The sequence below is a fragment of the Enterobacter cloacae complex sp. XAL002 genome (assembly GCF_049236805.1).
Classification (GTDB): domain Bacteria; phylum Pseudomonadota; class Gammaproteobacteria; order Enterobacterales; family Enterobacteriaceae; genus Enterobacter; species Enterobacter intestinihominis.
Window position 1 is genome coordinate 254,621 of sequence record NZ_JBMKJN010000003.1, and the last position, 17,385, is coordinate 272,005.

Consider the following 17,385-nt stretch of genomic DNA (forward strand, 5'->3'; position numbering starts at 1 on the left):
TTCCCGTGCCCATTAAACCCTTAGTCACCGCAGGCATCGAGAATGTACTGAATGCCTTTCTGTATCGCGCCCCGGCGCTGAAAACCGCACGTCAGCGGCTTAACGGAAAGGTGCTGCGTATCGTTTTAAAAGAGTTCTCGACGCCGCTTGTGCTGGTCTTCAGCGAACGCCAGCTTGACGTTCTGGGGGAGTGGGAAGGCGAGGCTGACTGCTCGGTGATTACGCACATGAGCGTATTGCCAAAACTGCGTGACCGTCAGCAGATGACGGCGCTTATTCGCAGCGGTGAGCTGGAGGTCGAGGGCGATATTCAGGTAGTACAGAACTTCGTTGCACTCAGCGATCAGGCTGAATTTGACCCCGCGGAACTGCTGGCGCCCTATATCGGCGACATCGCGGCTGAAGGGATAAGCAAAACGCTGCGCACGGGTTCCACTTTCCTGCGTAAAGGCCTGCTCCGTCAACAGCGCTATGCTGCCGAGGTGCTGACCGAAGAGTGGCGTATGGCGCCTGGGCCTTTAGAAGTCGCCTGGTTTGCAGAAGAGACCGCGGCAGTTGAGCGCGCAGTTGATGCGTTAACCAAACGGCTGGAAAAACTGGAGGGCAAATGACGCCTGGTGAAATTCGGCGCCTCTATTTTATCGTTCGCACCTTTTTGAGCTACGGGCTCGACGAGCTTATCCCCAGAATGCGTATTACCCTGCCGCTTCGGCTTTGGCGTCGCACGCTGTTCTGGATGCCGAATCGCCATAAGGATCAGGAGCTGGGCGCACGCCTGCGTCTTGCGTTGCAGGAGCTGGGACCGGTCTGGATCAAGTTTGGGCAGATGCTCTCAACGCGTCGCGACCTTTTCCCGCCGCAGATTGCCGATCAGCTCGCGCTATTGCAGGACCGCGTCGCTCCGTTTGACGGAGAGAGAGCGAAGAAACAAATCGAAGAAGCGATGGGCAATATCCCCATCGAGACCTGGTTTGATGATTTCGACATTCAGCCTCTGGCCTCTGCCTCTATTGCGCAGGTTCACACCGCGCGCCTGAAGGAAAATGGCAAAGAGGTGGTCATTAAGGTGATTCGCCCGGATATCCTGCCGGTTATCAGAGCGGACATGAAGCTGATCTATCGCCTGGCTCGCTGGGTGCCGCGTCTGTTGCCGGATGGCCGCCGTCTGCGTCCGCTGGAAGTGGTACGGGAATACGAAAAAACGCTCATCGATGAACTTAACCTGCTGCGTGAATCGGCGAACGCCATTCAGCTGCGTCGAAACTTTGAAGACAGCCCGATGCTGTATGTTCCTGAAGTCTATTCTGACTATTGCAGTCAGAACATGATGGTGATGGAACGTATCTACGGCATCCCGGTCTCGGACGTGGTAGCGCTGGAAAAACAGGGCACCAACATGAAGCTGCTGGCCGAGCGCGGCGTGCAGGTCTTCTTTACTCAGGTTTTCCGCGACAGCTTCTTCCATGCTGACATGCATCCGGGCAACATTTTCGTCAGCTATGAGCACCCGGAAGACCCGAAGTACATAGGCATCGACTGCGGTATTGTCGGCTCGCTGAATAAAGAGGATAAGCGTTATCTCGCCGAGAACTTTATCGCTTTCTTCAATCGCGACTACCGTAAGGTGGCCGAACTGCACGTGGATTCAGGCTGGGTTCCGCCAGATACCAACGTGGAAGAGTTTGAATTTGCGATCCGTACCGTCTGTGAGCCAATTTTTGAAAAGCCGCTCTCAGAGATCTCTTTCGGGCATGTTCTGCTCAACCTGTTCAACACCGCACGCCGTTTTAATATGGAAGTGCAGCCACAATTAGTTTTACTTCAGAAAACATTACTTTACGTTGAGGGCGTAGGCCGCCAGCTCTATCCTCAGTTAGACTTGTGGAAAACCGCGAAACCGTTCCTCGAATCCTGGATTAAGGATCAGGTCGGTATTCCAGCCCTGGTTCGCTCGCTTAAAGAGAAAGGCCCGTTCTGGATTGAAAAAATGCCAGAAATTCCTGAACTGGTTTACGACAGTTTGCGTCAGAGCAAGAACCTTCAGCACAGCATGGATAAAATCGCGCACGAGCTTCAATCCAGTCGCGTGCGTCAGGGGCAGTCCCGCTATCTCTTCGGAATTGGCGCGACGCTGCTGATAAGCGGCACGTTGCTGTTGATCAATCGTCCGGACTGGGAAATGATGCCAGCCTGGATTATGGCTGCCGGTGTGGTTGTCTGGCTTGCTGGCTGGCAAAAAACACGCTGAATTAGCGTCACTATCGAGGGATTGCATACGTATAATGCGATCTGACTAATTAATCATCTATCACTGGGGAACACGCATGGGTGGTATCAGTATCTGGCAGTTAGTGATCATTGCCGTCATCGTTGTGCTGCTGTTCGGCACGAAAAAACTCGGATCAATTGGTTCCGACCTGGGCGCGTCAATCAAAGGCTTCAAGAAAGCCATGAGCGATGATGAGAATAAGCAGGAAAAAAGCGGTCAGGACGCTGATTTTACCGCTAAATCTATCGCCGATAAGCAGGACGAAGCCAAAAAGGAAGAGGCCAAACGTCACGATAAAGAGCAGGTGTAATTCGTGTTCGACATTGGTTTTGGTGAGTTACTGCTGGTCTTTGTGATTGGTTTGATTGTGCTGGGGCCGCAGCGTTTACCCGTTGCGGTAAAAACTGTCGTGGGCTGGGTGCGTGCGCTCCGTTCGCTGGCAACGACCGTGCAGAACGAGCTGGCGCAGGAACTGAAGCTTCAGGAATTTCAGGACAGCCTGAAAAAGGTTGAAAAGGCGAGCATGGATAACCTGACGCCGGAGCTGAAAGCATCCATGGATGAGTTGCGCGAAGCGGCTGAATCCATGAAGCGCTCATACAGCGTTAACGATCCTGAGAAGGCGAGTGATGAAGCAAACACCATCCATAATCCGGTGGTGAAGGGCAGCGAAGAGCAGCGCGAGGGTGTGACGCCTTCCAGCGCGGAGCATCAGGCTGCTTCTCCAGAGCAATCGCCGCAGAAGCCCGAAGTGAAAAAGCAGGTGCCGCCGGAAGAGCCCGTGGTCAAAACGGCTGAGGTAAAACCCGCCGCGCCCGTTTCCGAATCATCCCCCTCGTCGAGTGATAAAGCGTAAACATGGCAGTAGATGATACTCAACCGCTGATTACGCACCTCATTGAGCTGCGTAAGCGTCTGTTAAACTGCATTATTGCGGTTTTCCTCATTTTTTTATGTCTGGTCTATTTTGCCAACGATATCTATCAGGTGGTTTCCGCACCGCTGATTAAGCAGATGCCGCTGGGCGCAACGATGATTGCAACGGACGTTGCTTCGCCGTTCTTTACCCCGATCAAGCTGACCTTCTGGGTGTCGTTGATTGCCTCTGCGCCGGTCATTTTGTATCAGGTCTGGGCATTTGTGGCACCCGCGCTGTACAGGCATGAACGCAAGCTGGTTATTCCGCTGCTGGTGTCCAGTTCGCTGCTGTTTTATATCGGTATGGCGTTCGCCTACTTCGTTGTCTTCCCGCTGGCCTTCGGCTTCCTGACGCATACCGCGCCGGAAGGGGTACAGGTGTCGACGGACATCGCCAGCTACCTCAGCTTCGTTATGGCGCTGTTTATGGCCTTTGGTGTCGCCTTCGAGGTGCCCGTCGCGATTGTCCTGCTCTGCTGGGTGGGGGTGACCACGCCTGACGATCTGCGTAAGAAGCGCCCGTACATCCTGGTAGGGGCATTTGTCGTAGGTATGCTGTTAACGCCACCGGACGTCTTCTCGCAAACCTTACTGGCGATACCCATGTACTGCCTGTTTGAAGTCGGCGTATTCTTCGCTCGTTTCTACGTCGGAAAGGGGCGTACCCGGGACGAAGAAGACGAGCCGTCTGAAGAGACCACTAAAGAATAAAACCAACCGCCCGTCAGGGCGGTTGTCATATGGGGATACGTATGTTTGATATCGGGCTTAACCTGACCAGCGCCCAGTTTGCGAAAGACCGCGATGAGGTGGTGGCGCGCGCCTTTGCCGCCGGCGTGAACGGGCTGTTACTGACGGGAACAAATCTGCATGAGAGTGAGCAGGCACGGCAGCTGGCGCAACGCTATCAACACTGCTGGTCCACCGCAGGCGTGCATCCTCATGACAGCAGCCAGTGGACGCATGAAAGCGCTGAGGCGCTTCATCGTCTGGCGGCTACGCCAGAAGTGGTTGCCATTGGCGAATGCGGGCTTGATTTCAACCGTAACTTCTCGACGCCTGAAGAGCAGGAGAAGGCATTTACCGCCCAGCTCGCGCTGGCTGCAGAGCTGGGGATGCCGGTGTTTATGCACTGTCGCGATGCGCATGAACGTTTTCTGGCGCTACTGGACCCCTGGCTGGAGAAACTGCCAGGCGCGGTGTTGCACTGCTTTACGGGCTCCCGTCAGGAAGCGCTGGATTGCCTGAACCGCGGGCTTTACTTGGGTATCACGGGCTGGGTGTGCGATGAGCGTCGTGGGCTGGAACTGCGCGAGCTGTTATCCGTAATCCCGGCCGATCGTTTGTTGCTGGAAACGGATGCGCCGTATCTGTTGCCCCGGGATATGCAGCCCAAACCGGCATCACGACGTAACGAACCGGCTTATCTGGGACACATTGCTGAGCGAGTGGCGTACTGGCGCGGGGAAGATGCGCAGTGGCTGGCAGCCCAAACCGATGACAACGTGCGTCGTCTGTTCGGCGTGCAGTTCTAAACTTTGCGGAAATCGGTGTTTTTAACGCTCTGCAACACCTCTTTGTTCAGCAGGTTGAGCAGCAGCATAGAACGCGCTTCACCGTCTGGTTCAGCGAAGATGGCCTGTAACCCTTCAAAAGCGCCTTCGGTGATCACCACGCTGTCCCCGGCATAAGGGGTTTCCGGATCGGTAATATCTTCAGGCTGCTGGTAGACAGAGAGCTGATGAATAACCGATGACGGTACTCTTGCCGGATGGGCGCCAAAACGCACAAAATGGCTGACGCCGCGCGTGGCGCTGATCGTCGTGGTGTGGATCACTTCGGGGTCGAACTCAACGAACAGATAGTTCGGGAACAGAGGCTCACTGACGGTCGTGCGTTTTCCACGCTGCATTTTTTCAAGCGTGATCACGGGCGTCAGGCAGTTAACAGACTGACGTTCAAGATGTTCCTGTGCGCGCTGAAGTTGCCCGCGTTTGCAATACAGTAAATACCAGGCCTGCATAATCACTCTTCCCATTGTTCGGGGCGCAAGCATACCAAAACCCTGGCGGGATCGCTAAGGTGATTATAATGGCGAAAAAGAGAGTAAGTCGTGGAAGTTCACGCTAATTTAACAAAATTACAGCATCACGCGGTCTTACGCCGTATAATGAAGCGCTTACAGAGAGGCCATGATTAACTGCATGAAATACCACGATCTACGCGACTTCCTGGCGCTGCTGGAAAAGCAGGGCGAACTCAAACGCATTACGCTTCCTGTTGATCCGTATCTGGAAATGACAGAAATCGCTGACCGCACCCTGCGCGCGGGCGGCCCGGCGTTGCTGTTTGAAAACCCAAAAGGCTACGCTATGCCTGTACTGTGCAACCTGTTTGGCACACCTCGCCGCGTGGCGATGGGCATGGGGCAGGAAGATGTCACGGCGTTACGTGAAGTGGGCAAACTGCTGGCCTTTCTGAAAGAGCCGGAGCCGCCAAAAGGGTTCCGCGACCTGTTCGACAAGCTGCCGCAGTTTAAGCAGGTGTTGAATATGCCCACCAAACGCCTGCGCGGCGCGCCATGCCAGCAAAAAGTGCTGGAAGGCGATGCAGTTGATCTGACCAAAATTCCCATCATGCAGTGCTGGCCTGAAGATGCCGCACCGCTGATTACCTGGGGCCTCACCGTGACGCGTGGGCCGCATAAAGAGCGTCAAAACCTCGGCATTTATCGCCAGCAGCTGATTGGCAAGAACAAGCTCATCATGCGCTGGTTGTCCCACCGCGGTGGCGCGCTGGATTTCCAGGAGTGGTGCGCGGCCTATCCGGGCGAACGCTTCCCGGTTTCCGTCGCGCTGGGTGCCGATCCGGCAACCATTCTGGGCGCGGTGACGCCTGTTCCTGATACGCTGTCTGAATATGCCTTTGCAGGGCTGCTGCGCGGCACCAAAACCGAAGTGGTGAAGTGCATCTCCAATGACCTGGAAGTGCCAGCCAGCGCAGAGATCGTGCTGGAAGGTTACATTGAACAGGGCGAGCTGGCACCCGAAGGGCCGTACGGCGACCACACCGGCTATTACAACGAAGTGGATAACTTTCCGGTATTCACCGTCACGCACATTACCCAGCGTGAAGATGCCATTTATCATTCAACTTACACTGGCCGCCCACCGGATGAACCGGCGGTACTTGGCGTGGCGCTGAACGAAGTGTTCGTGCCGATCCTGCAAAAGCAGTTCCCGGAAATTGTTGATTTTTATCTGCCGCCGGAAGGGTGTTCGTATCGCCTGGCGGTGGTGACGATGAAGAAGCAGTATGCCGGTCACGCTAAGCGCGTGATGATGGGCGTATGGTCTTTCCTGCGCCAGTTTATGTATACCAAGTTTGTGATTGTCTGCGATGATGACGTCAATGCCCGCGACTGGAATGACGTCATCTGGGCCATCACCACGCGTATGGATCCGGCGCGTGATACGGTGTTAGTGGAAAACACGCCGATTGATTATCTGGACTTTGCCTCGCCGGTTTCCGGCCTTGGTTCAAAAATGGGACTGGATGCCACGAACAAATGGCCTGGCGAAACCGACCGTGAATGGGGTCGCCCGATCGAAAAAGATCCTGCCGTGACCGCGCGAATTGACGCGATCTGGGACGAGCTGGCCATAATGAATAACGGTAAGGCAGAATAAGACCGTTTAGCCCTATAGACTTCCCGACAGAGAGAGCGAATGACAACCTTAAGCTGTAAAGTGACGTCGGTAGATGCTATTACCGACACCGTATATCGCGTCCGTTTGGTTCCTGAAGCGGCATTCTCATTCCGTGCCGGTCAGTACCTGATGGTCGTGATGGACGAGCGTGATAAGCGTCCTTTCTCTATGGCCTCAACGCCAGCAGAGAAGGAATTTATTGAGCTGCATATTGGTGCGTCTGAGCTTAACCTGTACGCGATGGCCGTGATGGATCGCATCCTGAAAGAGCGTGAAATCGTGGTCGATATTCCTCATGGCGAGGCCTGGCTGCGTGAAGACGAAGACCGTCCGCTGATCCTGATTGCCGGTGGTACAGGCTTCTCCTATGTCCGCTCTATTCTGTTGACGGCGCTGGCGCGTAATCCCAATCGCGATATCACCATCTACTGGGGCGGCCGTGAAGAGAAGCACCTTTACGATCTGTCTGAGCTGGAAGCGCTGAGCGTCAATCATCCAAACCTGCGCATTGAGCCGGTTGTCGAGCAGCCGGAAGAGGGCTGGCGCGGGCGCAGCGGTACGGTGCTGACTGCGGTATTGCAGGATCACGGAACGCTGGCCGGGCACGATATCTACATTGCCGGTCGCTTTGAAATGGCGAAAATTGCCCGCGACCTGTTCTGCAATGAGCGTGACGCGCGGGAAGATCGTCTGTTTGGCGATGCGTTTGCGTTTATCTGATTGTGAGACCCGCTTCGGCGGGTTTTTTACGCTCGGGCAATAGCGCTGGTGAAAATTTAACCTTGAAATGGGCGGCGCATTGCCGTTATTCTTGTTCCCGTTAAATTTCGCCCTCAGGAGCGCCCCCCAAAAATGAACAAACACGACTGATGAATTTCGATCCTTGCTCAACGCATCGCGTCGGCAGGGGATGTTTTGATTTCATTCAGGAGTGCTTATGGCTCATTTTGCGCAATCCCCCTCTTTTATTTTGCATCAGGTCACCTGTCAGTTTGCGACGGGCGATATCCTTTTTGGTCCACTGAATCTTTCTCTGGATGCGTCAGTGTGTGCGCTGGTTGGCCGCAACGGCAGCGGTAAAACACGCCTTCTGCGTCTGCTGGCAGGGGTTGATGAACCCGCCAGCGGTCACATTGAGCGCTTTGGTACACACGTCTATGTGGCGCAGCAGCAGGATATTTCTGCGGATACGACTCTTGCCGGAATGCTTGGTTACGACGCGATCTTTGCGGCGCGCACGCGCATCGACGGCGGTCATTATGAACCCGACGATCTCGACACGCTCGATGGTTACTGGGATCTGGCTGAACGGCTAAGCCAGGCTTTTATCGCTGCAAAACTTCCCTCTTTTGAGCCGAACAAACGCGCGGCAGAGCTAAGCGGCGGCGAGCGCATTCGTGCCTTGCTGTGCGGCGCATTCACCGCGGATGCTGATTACCTGCTGCTGGACGAACCGACCAACCACCTCGACAGGCAAGGCCGCGTGTGGTTCTACGAGCAGCTTTCCCGGTATCAGGGCGGGGTGCTGGTGGCCTCTCACGACCGTGAGTTGCTGGCCCAGGTACCGCGTATCCTTGAACTGAGCGCGTTGGGCTTGCGCAGCTACGGCGGAAATTATGCTGACTATCGAACCCAGCGTAATGCTGAGCAACTGGCTGCCCGCGCCGCGCTGGAGCATGCTGCCACCGAACGCAAGCGTACCCGCGCCCGTATGCATAAAGAGCATGACGACAGCCAGCGGCGTTCGGCCAAAACGCTTCGCACGGTCGACAGCCTTAACATCGCCTCGTTTGAACGGGTCAAATACAAAGGGGCGGCGAAAGAGCGGATTGGTTCCTGGAAAAAACAGCATAGCGATCAAAATCATGCCCTGAACGCTGCGGTTAACCAGGCACGCAAGCGGGTTGAAGAGGATAACGCGGTGATGTTTACCCTGCCGGGCAGTGAAATCCCGGAAGGAAAACAGGTGCTGGTGCTGGAAGAACTGGTGCTTCCGCACGTGCCTGTCTCCCCGATAAACTGGCGAATGGATGGCCCGATGCGCGTGGCGCTACGCGGGCCGAACGGCTGTGGGAAATCCACGCTGTTGAAAGTGATGTTGGGCGAAACCGCCCCTGTTACGGGAACCTGTAAGGTCTCCGTCAGATGTGCTTATCTCGATCAGCATCTTTCCCGGCTGGATCTGTCGCAGTCGGTGATGACACACCTTAGCCTGGGCAATACACCGCTCGAAGAGGGGGCGCTGCGTACCCGTTTAGCGCAGCTTCAGCTGGGCGCGGAGAAAGTGACACTTCCACTGGCCGATCTAAGCGGCGGCGAGCGCCTGAAGGCCGCGCTGGCCTGCGTATTGTGGCGTGAAGCGGCAACGCAGCTGTTGCTTCTGGATGAGCCGACCAACCACCTCGATCTGGCTTCCGTTCAGGCCATTGAAGCGGCCCTGGCCGATTATCCCGGCGCGCTGCTGGTGGTGTCGCACGATGAAGCGTTTTTAGCAGGATTAAAGCTGACGCATGAGCTGGTGTGGGAAGAGTCGGGATGGCGATGTGAAAGCCTCTAAACACAAGCCCCCGCAAGGGCGGGGGCAAACAAACTTTATCAGGCTAACTGCTTGCGAAGGTCAGGGTTTGCCTGGATCAGGCGCATCAGCTTTAGCTCGGCTGGGGTAGGTTTTTCACGCTTTGACTCCCACTCCAGCACCATCGCTACGCTGACACCCATCGCTCTTGCGAATTCATCTGTTTTCAGGCCCGACCCTTTGCGTAAACGCTCAAATTCACTAAAAGGATTGGACTTTTGATTCAGGGTAACCGTCGGCGGTACATCTTTAAAAATAATCTGTTCCAGGCTGCTCAGCAGCTCAAACTCAGGATCTTTTAATTCCATTGAGAACTCCTCATAAATCACACATCGGGATCATGAACATCAGAGAGCATGTTAAGAATAGTCCCTAAACCAAACACAGGATCGTCACGGTTGTGATTAATTGTGCGATAACGATCGCTTTACCCGTTTCAGCTATATGGATAGTTATGCTAATTACCTGATTAATCATATGTAGGGATGCACAGGTATTTTTTTGTAAATAGTCAGTACAAAAACGGCAATACCCGTTTTGCATGAAAACTCTATCTTGCAAGGCTGACCTGGACTATCCTTGTCAGCGTTGGGCACGCGTGTGCCGGTGTGCGCTTTTTGGGTGAAAGGAGTAATAAAATGGCGACAGGAAAGTCCTGCTCTCGCTGGTTTGCGCCTATTGCGGCGTTGTTGATGGTTGTTAGCCTGAGTGGGTGTTTCGATAAAGAAGGCGATCAGCGCAAAGCGTTTATCGATTTTCTACAGAATACAGTGATGCGTAGCGGCGAGCGTTTACCAACGCTGACTGCGGATCAGAAAAAACAGTTTGGTCCATTCGTGTCGGATTACGCCATTCTGTATGGCTATTCACAGCAGGTAAGCCAGGCGATGGATTCGGGCATTCGCCCGGTCGTGGATAGCGTCAATGCCATTCGCGTTCCACAGGATTATATGACCCAGCGCGAACCGCTGCGCCAGTCCAACGGCGCCCTTGGGGTGCTGAGCCAGCAGTTGCAAAATGCCAAAATGCAGGCTGATGCGTCGCGCTCCGCGTTGAAGCAGGACGAGGATCTCAAGACGGTTTATGACCAGGTGTATGAGAAAGTCGTGACCAAGCCGTCAAACGCCTTGCAACCACTGATCCCGGCGGCGCAAGTCTTTACTCAGCAGCTGGTTCAGGTGGGTGACTTTATTAATGAGCAGGGTACGCAGGTGAGCTTCGTCTCTAACGGTATCCAGTTCCCGACCTCCCAGCAGGCGAGTCAGTACAATACGCTGATAGGGCCGCTGGCGTCCCAGCATCAGGCCTTTAGCCAGGCCTGGAGCGCAGCGGTCGCTGCAACGGAATAAGAAAAACCCCCGCTTCGGCGGGGTTTTTTTATGCATGATGAAAATAACGCTTGTCATTCTTCTACCATATCGGTATAACTATCTTCGTCGGTTTGTTACACAGACCTAAAGCAGTTTAGTAAAGCAGTCCAGATTGTTATCCATAGATACCCTTCGTAGTGACCCTTCCTTCATCGCTTAAAAATCTGTAACGCAATCCATCAAGCCGGAAGGCACAATATATTTGTTAATAAGGTAATTTCTATGTCTGCTAAAATGACTGGTCTGGTAAAATGGTTCAACGCTGATAAAGGTTTCGGCTTCATCACTCCTGACGATGGCTCTAAAGACGTGTTCGTACACTTCTCTGCTATCCAGAACGATGGCTACAAATCTCTGGATGAAGGTCAGAAAGTTTCCTTCACCATCGAAAGCGGCGCTAAAGGCCCAGCAGCTGGTAACGTTGTAAGCCTGTAAGCTTCCAACCCAGTAGCACAAAATTCAAAAACCCGCCAGAAGGCGGGTTTTTTCGTTTCTACTGTTGTATCTGCGGGTTAACGCAGTTCTTATCCACTTTACCGCCGAGCGCGGCAATCAGGTTATCCACGGCGGTCGCCGCCATGTTGTAGCGTGTTTCATGAGTTGCAGAGCCGATGTGGGGCAGGGCGACGACGTTTGGCATGTTCAGTAGCGGAGAATCCACCGGCAGTGGCTCCTGTTCAAACACGTCCAGACCGGCGGCGTGGATCTCACCGTTTTGCAGTGCCTCAATCAGCGCCTTCTCATCGACCACCGGACCACGACCCGCGTTGATGAAAATGGCCGATTTCTTCATCTTTTCAAACGCCGCCCTGCCGATGAGATGACGCGTTTCATCCGTCAGCGGCAGGATCAGGCAGACAAAGTCGGCTTCCTGCAACAACGTATCAAGCTCGCAGTAACGGGCGTTGAAACGTTCTTCAGCTTCAGCGTGATGACGGCGTGCATTATACAGAATGGGCATGTTGAAGCCGAAATGGGCGCGCTGTGCCAGCGCCAGACCGATACGGCCCATCCCAACAATCCCCAGCGTTTTGCCATGTACGTCCACGCCGAACCAGTCCGGGCCAATGCTTTTCGTCCATTCGCCCGCTTTCACGCGCTCAGCCACCTCCACCACGCGACGAGCAGTGCTGAGCACCAGCGCCATCAGCGTGTCGGCGACGGTTTCCGTCAGAGCATGTGGCGTGTGCATCAGCAGGATGTTGCGCGCGTTAAGCGCATCCACGTCGAAATTGTCGTAGCCCACAGAAACGGTTGAGGTTGCACGAAGCTTCGGCATTTTCTCCAGCAGCGCTGCATCCACCTTTTCGCTTGAACCCAGCAGGCCCTCGGCGCAGGCAAACGCGTCGGCGTGCTGTGCCACGGTTTGCGGGCTGAGGTTCTTTACCCGGGTAACGGTAAAGTGTTCCTCCAGGCGTTTTTGCAGATCTTCAGGCAGTGCTTTGTACAAAATGACGGACGGCTTCATGCTAATCTCCGTTGATTTAAAAGGATTCAGGCGTGGCGTGCGCCGACGGGTAGCTGTTGATTATTAGCAGGCTTAACGATCAGAGTAAGCCATACCGAGGCAAAAAGCGCCACCCCCATAAAGATGTAAGAAGCTGAAGGGCTGCCGGTGGCGCCGTTCAGATAGCCCACAAACCACGAGCCAAAGAACGAACCCAGCGCACCCATACTGTTGATCAGCGCCATCGCGCCCCCTGCGACGTTACGCGGCAGCATTTCCGGGATGATGGCAAAGAACGGACCATACGGGGCATACATGGCCGCACCCGCAATCACCAGCAGCGTATACGAGGCCCAGAAGTGGTTCGCGCCTACGGCCCAGGAACCAATGAAGGCAAAAGCAGCGATCAGCAGGAGTGGCCAGACGAACAGCTTACGGTTTTGCAGCTTGTCCGATGCCCAGGAGACGATAATCATCGCGATGGTTGCAGCCAGGTAAGGCACTGATGACAGCCAGCCCACTTCCACCATGCCAAGGTTTTCACCGCCGCTGCGGATAATCGACGGCAACCACAGAACAAAGCCGTACACGCCAATACTCCAGGTAAAATACTGTGCGCATAGCAGAATAACGTTCCGGGAGCGGAAGGCTTCGCCGTAGTTACGCACCGCTTTCAGCCCCTGCTGCTCTTTATCCAGCTGCGCCTGGAGTGCGGCTTTTTCGTCTTCAGAAAGCCATTTTGCCTGGGCTGGCTTATCTTTCACCAGCACCCACCAGCAGAAGGCCCAGATAATCGCGGGAACCCCTTCGATGATGAACATCTCGCGCCAGCCGAAGGACTGGATCAGATAGCCGGAAACCACCGACATCCACAGCACGGTGACCGGGTTACCGAGTATCAGGAACGTATTGGCACGTGAACGCTCAGATTTTGTGAACCAGTTGCTGATGTAAATCAGCATTGCTGGCATGACGGCCGCCTCAACCACGCCGAGAATAAAGCGAATAGCCGCCAGAGCAGGAATATTATTCACCACGCCAGTCAGCGATGCACATGCACCCCATAAGATCAGGCAGATGAAAATGAGCTTTCGCACGCTGCGGCGTTCAGCGTAAATCGCGCCGGGGATCTGGAAGAAGAAATAACCCAGGAAGAAGAGGGCGCCCAGCAGGGAGGAGACCCCTTTGGTGATCCCGAGGTCTTCGTTGATCCCGGCGGCGGATGCAAAACTGAAGTTGGCACGATCCAGGTACGCCAGGCTGTACGTGATAAACACGATTGGCATGATGTACCACCAGCGTTTTACTGCATTGGTCGAACTGTTCATAGGCTTGCCTCTGTTGTTGAGGTTGTTGCCGCCGTTGTCTGTAGGGTACACGGTGGCTTAATTATCTGGTGCGGATTGCTGCCCTCACCCTGGCCCTCTCCCGCAGGGAGAGGGGATTCAGACTCCGAGCTCTGCTCGTGTTGGTAATCCTTCGCTGTCGCCCTGCACCCGAATCGCCAGCGAACCAATTTTGTTGCCTCGCGCCACGGCCTGCGACAGCGGTTTGCCCTCCAGCAGGGCGCTGATGATCCCGACGGCAAACCCATCGCCCGCACCCACGGTATCGACCACGTTATCGACTTTTACCGCAGCGACGGCGCCTTGCTCGCCGTCGGCAGTTTTGAACCATGCACCGTCAGCACCGGTTTTCAGCACCACGGCTTTTACTCCTTTGTTGAGGTAAAAATCAGCAATGCCTTCCGGCGTGCTCTCGCCAGTGAGGATCATTCCCTCTTTTACCCCCGGCAGTACCCAGTCCGCCTGAAACGCCAGTCGGTTGAGTTTCTCAACCATCTCCGCTTCGCTTTTCCACAGCACCGGACGCAGGTTTGGATCAAAGGAGATTGTTTTGCCCTGCGCTTTCATTGCCGAAGCGGCATGATCGAGTAAATCGTACGAACTGGCCGAGAGCGCCGCCGCCACGCCGCTCAGGTGCAGGTGGCGCGCAGAGGAGAAATACGCGGCGTGATAATCATCCACGGAGAGATGGCTTGCCGCTGAGCCTTTACGGAAATACTCCACGATGGGATCGGTTCCATTTTCAACTTTAGATTTCAGCTGAAAGCCCGTCGGGAAGCGTCCGTCGAGGGTCACGCCTGCGGCATCAATGCCCTCTTTTTTCAGCGAGTCGAGTACGAAATGGCCAAAGCTGTCATTTCCCACGCGGCTTACCCAGCCAACATTCAGCCCCAGCCGCGCAAGGCCGGTAGCAACATTCAGCTCAGCACCTGCAACGCGTTTGATAAAGTGCTCCACTGCGCTCAGCTCGCCTGTTTCGGTGGCGACAAACATCGCCATGGCCTCGCCGATGGTGATGACATCCAGCGTCTTGTGCATGGTTTACTCCTCGCGCAGCAGGTTGACGTAATGGCGGGTGACGGCGGTGAGATCCGTCCCTTCCAGCGGAAATTCGATACCGCGTGGCGCATCGGCAGGGAGTTGATTAAGCAGATCCCGCCAGCGAGAATCGGTCTGATCCGGCGCGACGGCGCGGAATTGCGCCTTATGCGGGATCGCGGCCTTCACATGAATGTAGCTCACGGCGGGAGCCAACTGACGTGCAGCCTCTTCCGGGGAGTCGCCAACCCACAGCCAGTTGCCCATATCGAACGTCAGCGTGACCGGCAGCGCCATTACCCGGCAGGCGGCTTTGAAGCGCTGCATCGGAGCGAGCTGACCGCAGTCGGTCTGGTCGTTTTCCACCACCAGCGTCATGCCGCTTTCATCCAGCAGTACGCGCAGGGCTTCAAGCGGTTGTTTGTCGCTGAAATGGCCCAGCGAGACTTTAAGCCACAGCGCGTTCAGGGTGCTGGCTTCGCTAAGGTAGCGCGGAAGATCCGGGTTGAGGGTTCCATCGGGCATAAACAGGGGGGCCGGGGCGGAGTAGCACGCCAGTAAACCCAGCAGTTCAATGGACTCGCCGAGCGCAGGCAGGGCCATTAACTCGTCGCTGCTGAAGAGCTCGCGGCGGATTTCAACGCCATCAGCCCCTGCGCCGGCAATAACGGGAAGCATCGCCCGTTGACCGCCTGCTTGTCGCACCTGATCCGCGCCATACGCGGCGGTGACCACCATAATTTTCCTGCTCATTTCCTGACTCCAGGGCGTAATCGATAGTATTACGCTAGATGGAACCGGTTCCAAAGAAAAGATCGGGATGCTGAATTTATGATCGCTGTCACGAAGGGGAAATTAACGGGTAGTAGAGCCGCGAACGATCAGCTCGCCAGAAAAAACCTGCTCGCGTACGGCGTCGCGGGTGCCTTCAATGCGGCGAACCAATTGTTCAACCGCGGCATAGCCGATCTGCCAGGTGGGTTGTTTGAGGGTGGTAATGCCTACGCCAGCAAGTTCAGCCCACTCCAGTTCATCAAAGCCGAGTAAGCCGATGTCGCTGCCCCAGTGCAGGCCAATGCGTTTAAGCGAGCGGGCAACCTGAAGCGTCAGCGCCCCGTTCGCGGAGATCACCGCTTTGCGCATACCCCGATGGCGGGTATGGAACTGGCGCAGGGTATTATCCAGCTGACCGGCTTCATGGAGAGAGATTTCGGCATTTTCGGCGATCACACCGGGATAACGCGCCAGCGTGGCACGAAATGCAGCCAGGCGGTCGCGGCGGGTGTTAACCATACCCAGCGGTTCGCTCAGGAACAAAATGGCTTCGAAACCCTGTTCAATCAGATGTTCGGTAGCAGTGGTGGCCGCCTGGGTGTTATCCAGCCCGACCACATCGCAGGCAAATTCCGGGATTTTGCGGTCAATAAGCACCATCGGCAGCGACGATTGTTGCAGGCGATTCAGTCCCTCTTCGCGCATCCCGACGGCATTGACCACGATCCCTTCCACCTGATAGCTGCGCAGCAGATCGAGGTAGTGCAACTCCTGATCAACTTCGTTATTGGTGTTACAGACCAGCGGGGTAAAGCCTTTCTCACGGCACGCCGCCTCAATGCCGCTGAGGACGTTAACGGAGTAAGGGTTGGTGATATCGGCGATGATGAGGCCAATCAGACGGGTACGACCCCGCTTGAGGCCGCGCGCCATCAGGCTGGGACGGTAGTCGAGATCGGCAATGGCCTGTTCAATTCGCGCCAGCAGCGCATCGGAAAGCAGGTGTTTCTCGCCGTTGAGGTAGCGTGAAATGCTGGTTTTACCGGTTTTGGCGGCTTTCGCCACGTCGCTGATGGTGGCCCGGGTTGGTTTGCTCATCGCTGATTTCCCTGAAATTAGTGAGAATACCTTAGCGGGAAAATCTGACGAATCAAGCAATTTGCCGGGTGGCGGCCTGATGCCCTCACCCCAACCCTCTCCCACGGGAGAGGGCGCAAACACTAAAAACGGCAACGGGGTTGCCGTTTTGCTTTTACCTACTGCACAGGGCTCAACGTAATCTCAACGCGGCGGTTCTGCGCTTTGCCTTCCGCCGTGCTGTTGCTGGCGATCGGGTTAGCCGGACCCATGCCGCTGGTGCGGATGCGGTTCGCTTCTACGCCCTGGGTGATCAGCGAGCTGGCCACGGAATCGGCACGCTGCTGCGACAGACGCATGTTCAGATCCTGGCTGCCGGTACTGTCGGTGTAGCCAATCACGTTCACGGCAGTTTTGTTGTACTCTTTCAGCACCGCGGCCACGCCGGTCAGGGTGTTCGCGCCTGCGGGTTTCAGCGTCGCGCTGCTGCTGTCAAAGGTCACGTTGTTTGGCATGTTCAGGATGATGTTGTCACCGCTGCGCGTCACGCTCACGCCTGTACCTTTCATTTTGTCACGGAGTTTTGCTTCCTGCACATCCATGTAATAACCCACGCCGCCGCCCAGGGCTGCGCCTGCCGCTGCGCCAATCAGCGCACCTTTACCGCGATCTTTCTTGGAGGAGGAGAGTGCGCCAACGCCAGCGCCCACCAGGGAACCAATACCCGCGCCAATGCCGGATTTACCCGCTTCGCGTTCGCCGGTGTAAGGGTTGGTTGTGCAGCCTGAAACAGCCAGTGCACCGCTCACCAGAGCGGCAATAACGAGTACGCGTTTTTTCATCTTATTTCCTTAATCCTTT

At 55.4% G+C, this 17,385-nt stretch carries 19 protein-coding genes; 11 read left to right on the forward strand and 8 right to left on the reverse strand.

The window, feature by feature from the left end; translation table 11 throughout:
- Nucleotides 1–5: 5 nt before the first annotated feature.
- The 6 genes from ubiJ to tatD all read left to right on the forward strand — a co-directional run bounded on the left by ubiJ (nucleotide 6) and on the right by tatD (nucleotide 4,722).
- Entirely contained in the window at nucleotides 6–611 is a 606-nt protein-coding gene (gene ubiJ, locus ACOT0L_RS04410) for a ubiquinone biosynthesis protein UbiJ (RefSeq protein WP_022646674.1), read from the forward strand.
- On the forward strand, nucleotides 608–2,248 hold the full coding sequence (gene ubiB / locus ACOT0L_RS04415; RefSeq protein ID WP_022646675.1) for a ubiquinone biosynthesis regulatory protein kinase UbiB: 1,641 nt from the start codon (nucleotides 608–610) through the stop codon (nucleotides 2,246–2,248). The genes ubiJ and ubiB overlap by 4 nt, the downstream gene beginning before the upstream one ends.
- Before the next feature lie 76 nt (nucleotides 2,249–2,324).
- Complete coding sequence (gene tatA, locus ACOT0L_RS04420; protein WP_022646676.1) at nucleotides 2,325–2,579, forward strand: Sec-independent protein translocase subunit TatA; 255 nt, start codon at nucleotides 2,325–2,327, stop codon at nucleotides 2,577–2,579.
- Nucleotides 2,580–2,582: 3 nt separating this feature from the next.
- A complete protein-coding gene (gene tatB, locus ACOT0L_RS04425) occupies nucleotides 2,583–3,125 on the forward strand; it encodes a Sec-independent protein translocase protein TatB (protein WP_038415050.1) in 543 nt (180 codons plus the stop codon).
- A gap of 2 nt (nucleotides 3,126–3,127) precedes the next feature.
- Nucleotides 3,128–3,898, forward strand: coding sequence for a Sec-independent protein translocase subunit TatC (tatC, locus tag ACOT0L_RS04430; protein WP_022646678.1), 771 nt, complete (start codon nucleotides 3,128–3,130; stop codon nucleotides 3,896–3,898).
- 41 nt (nucleotides 3,899–3,939) lie between these two features.
- A complete protein-coding gene (gene tatD / locus ACOT0L_RS04435) occupies nucleotides 3,940–4,722 on the forward strand; it encodes a 3'-5' ssDNA/RNA exonuclease TatD (RefSeq protein ID WP_023299055.1) in 783 nt (260 codons plus the stop codon).
- Here tatD and rfaH read toward each other — a convergent pair.
- Entirely contained in the window at nucleotides 4,719–5,210 is a 492-nt protein-coding gene (gene rfaH / locus ACOT0L_RS04440; protein WP_032626529.1) for a transcription/translation regulatory transformer protein RfaH, read from the reverse strand. The two genes, tatD and rfaH, sit on opposite strands and share 4 nt — an antisense overlap.
- A 172-nt stretch (nucleotides 5,211–5,382) precedes the next feature.
- On the opposite strand from rfaH, the gene ubiD reads away from it, so the two are divergent.
- The 3 genes from ubiD (at nucleotide 5,383) to ACOT0L_RS04455 (ending at nucleotide 9,454) form a co-directional block, all read left to right on the forward strand.
- Nucleotides 5,383–6,876, forward strand: a complete 1,494-nt coding sequence (ubiD, locus tag ACOT0L_RS04445) for a 4-hydroxy-3-polyprenylbenzoate decarboxylase (protein WP_126502800.1) — start codon at nucleotides 5,383–5,385, stop codon at nucleotides 6,874–6,876.
- Nucleotides 6,877–6,915: 39 nt separating this feature from the next.
- Nucleotides 6,916–7,617 (forward strand): NAD(P)H-flavin reductase, encoded by a 702-nt coding sequence (fre, locus tag ACOT0L_RS04450; protein WP_003860778.1) that lies wholly within the window; start codon nucleotides 6,916–6,918, stop codon nucleotides 7,615–7,617.
- 217 nt (nucleotides 7,618–7,834) lie between these two features.
- Nucleotides 7,835–9,454 carry an ABC-F family ATP-binding cassette domain-containing protein gene (locus ACOT0L_RS04455; protein WP_126502795.1) on the forward strand — a complete coding sequence of 540 codons (1,620 nt, stop codon included), beginning with the start codon at nucleotides 7,835–7,837 and terminating at the stop codon, nucleotides 9,452–9,454.
- A 38-nt stretch (nucleotides 9,455–9,492) separates the two neighbouring features.
- On the opposite strand, the gene ACOT0L_RS04460 is transcribed toward ACOT0L_RS04455, so the two are convergent.
- On the reverse strand, nucleotides 9,493–9,780 hold the full coding sequence (locus ACOT0L_RS04460) for an HTH-type transcriptional regulator (protein ID WP_003860776.1): 288 nt from the start codon (nucleotides 9,778–9,780) through the stop codon (nucleotides 9,493–9,495).
- Nucleotides 9,781–10,110: 330 nt separating this feature from the next.
- On the opposite strand from ACOT0L_RS04460, the gene ACOT0L_RS04465 reads away from it, so the two are divergent.
- Both ACOT0L_RS04465 and cspE read left to right on the forward strand, forming a co-directional pair.
- The gene (locus tag ACOT0L_RS04465; RefSeq protein WP_126502796.1) at nucleotides 10,111–10,821 is read left to right on the forward strand and encodes a DUF3053 domain-containing protein; all 711 of its coding nucleotides are present in this window, start codon (nucleotides 10,111–10,113) and stop codon (nucleotides 10,819–10,821) included.
- A gap of 243 nt (nucleotides 10,822–11,064) precedes the next feature.
- Nucleotides 11,065–11,277: a transcription antiterminator/RNA stability regulator CspE gene (cspE, locus tag ACOT0L_RS04470; protein ID WP_003860775.1), complete on the forward strand. Its 213-nt coding sequence runs from the start codon at nucleotides 11,065–11,067 to the stop codon at nucleotides 11,275–11,277.
- Nucleotides 11,278–11,335: 58 nt separating this feature from the next.
- Here cspE and ghrB read toward each other — a convergent pair whose 3' ends face one another.
- The 6 genes from ghrB to ACOT0L_RS04500 all read right to left on the reverse strand — a co-directional run bounded on the left by ghrB (nucleotide 11,336) and on the right by ACOT0L_RS04500 (nucleotide 17,366).
- Nucleotides 11,336–12,310 carry a glyoxylate/hydroxypyruvate reductase GhrB gene (ghrB, locus tag ACOT0L_RS04475; RefSeq protein ID WP_022646684.1) on the reverse strand — a complete coding sequence of 325 codons (975 nt, stop codon included), beginning with the start codon at nucleotides 12,308–12,310 and terminating at the stop codon, nucleotides 11,336–11,338.
- Between the two features lie 26 nt (nucleotides 12,311–12,336).
- Nucleotides 12,337–13,617, reverse strand: a complete 1,281-nt coding sequence (locus ACOT0L_RS04480; RefSeq protein ID WP_001089079.1) for an MFS transporter — start codon at nucleotides 13,615–13,617, stop codon at nucleotides 12,337–12,339.
- 117 nt (nucleotides 13,618–13,734) lie between these two features.
- The gene (locus ACOT0L_RS04485) at nucleotides 13,735–14,673 is read right to left on the reverse strand and encodes a sugar kinase (RefSeq protein ID WP_126502797.1); all 939 of its coding nucleotides are present in this window, start codon (nucleotides 14,671–14,673) and stop codon (nucleotides 13,735–13,737) included.
- Nucleotides 14,674–14,676: 3 nt separating this feature from the next.
- Nucleotides 14,677–15,426 carry a sugar phosphate isomerase/epimerase family protein gene (locus ACOT0L_RS04490; RefSeq protein ID WP_032677165.1) on the reverse strand — a complete coding sequence of 250 codons (750 nt, stop codon included), beginning with the start codon at nucleotides 15,424–15,426 and terminating at the stop codon, nucleotides 14,677–14,679.
- Nucleotides 15,427–15,528: 102 nt separating this feature from the next.
- A complete protein-coding gene (locus tag ACOT0L_RS04495) occupies nucleotides 15,529–16,545 on the reverse strand; it encodes a LacI family DNA-binding transcriptional regulator (RefSeq protein ID WP_421637251.1) in 1,017 nt (338 codons plus the stop codon).
- Between the two features lie 158 nt (nucleotides 16,546–16,703).
- A complete protein-coding gene (locus tag ACOT0L_RS04500; protein ID WP_022646688.1) occupies nucleotides 16,704–17,366 on the reverse strand; it encodes an OmpA family lipoprotein in 663 nt (220 codons plus the stop codon).
- Between the last annotated feature and the right edge of the window lie 19 nt (nucleotides 17,367–17,385).

What these genes read in the sequence shown, in the direction of transcription:
- ubiB (WP_022646675.1), top strand. Translation starts at nt 608, where the DNA reads ATGACGCCTGGTGAAATTCGGCGCCTCTATTTTATCGTTCGCACCTTT.
- tatA (WP_022646676.1), top strand. Translation starts at nt 2,325, where the DNA reads ATGGGTGGTATCAGTATCTGGCAGTTAGTGATCATTGCCGTCATCGTT.
- tatC (WP_022646678.1), top strand. Translation starts at nt 3,128, where the DNA reads ATGGCAGTAGATGATACTCAACCGCTGATTACGCACCTCATTGAGCTG.
- tatD (WP_023299055.1), top strand. Translation starts at nt 3,940, where the DNA reads ATGTTTGATATCGGGCTTAACCTGACCAGCGCCCAGTTTGCGAAAGAC.
- rfaH (WP_032626529.1), bottom strand. Translation starts at nt 5,210, where the DNA reads ATGCAGGCCTGGTATTTACTGTATTGCAAACGCGGGCAACTTCAGCGC.
- fre (WP_003860778.1), top strand. Translation starts at nt 6,916, where the DNA reads ATGACAACCTTAAGCTGTAAAGTGACGTCGGTAGATGCTATTACCGAC.
- ACOT0L_RS04455 (WP_126502795.1), top strand. Translation starts at nt 7,835, where the DNA reads ATGGCTCATTTTGCGCAATCCCCCTCTTTTATTTTGCATCAGGTCACC.
- ACOT0L_RS04460 (WP_003860776.1), bottom strand. Translation starts at nt 9,780, where the DNA reads ATGGAATTAAAAGATCCTGAGTTTGAGCTGCTGAGCAGCCTGGAACAG.
- ACOT0L_RS04465 (WP_126502796.1), top strand. Translation starts at nt 10,111, where the DNA reads ATGGCGACAGGAAAGTCCTGCTCTCGCTGGTTTGCGCCTATTGCGGCG.
- cspE (WP_003860775.1), top strand. Translation starts at nt 11,065, where the DNA reads ATGTCTGCTAAAATGACTGGTCTGGTAAAATGGTTCAACGCTGATAAA.
- ghrB (WP_022646684.1), bottom strand. Translation starts at nt 12,310, where the DNA reads ATGAAGCCGTCCGTCATTTTGTACAAAGCACTGCCTGAAGATCTGCAA.
- ACOT0L_RS04480 (WP_001089079.1), bottom strand. Translation starts at nt 13,617, where the DNA reads ATGAACAGTTCGACCAATGCAGTAAAACGCTGGTGGTACATCATGCCA.
- ACOT0L_RS04485 (WP_126502797.1), bottom strand. Translation starts at nt 14,673, where the DNA reads ATGCACAAGACGCTGGATGTCATCACCATCGGCGAGGCCATGGCGATG.
- ACOT0L_RS04490 (WP_032677165.1), bottom strand. Translation starts at nt 15,426, where the DNA reads ATGAGCAGGAAAATTATGGTGGTCACCGCCGCGTATGGCGCGGATCAG.
- ACOT0L_RS04495 (WP_421637251.1), bottom strand. Translation starts at nt 16,545, where the DNA reads ATGAGCAAACCAACCCGGGCCACCATCAGCGACGTGGCGAAAGCCGCC.
- ACOT0L_RS04500 (WP_022646688.1), bottom strand. Translation starts at nt 17,366, where the DNA reads ATGAAAAAACGCGTACTCGTTATTGCCGCTCTGGTGAGCGGTGCACTG.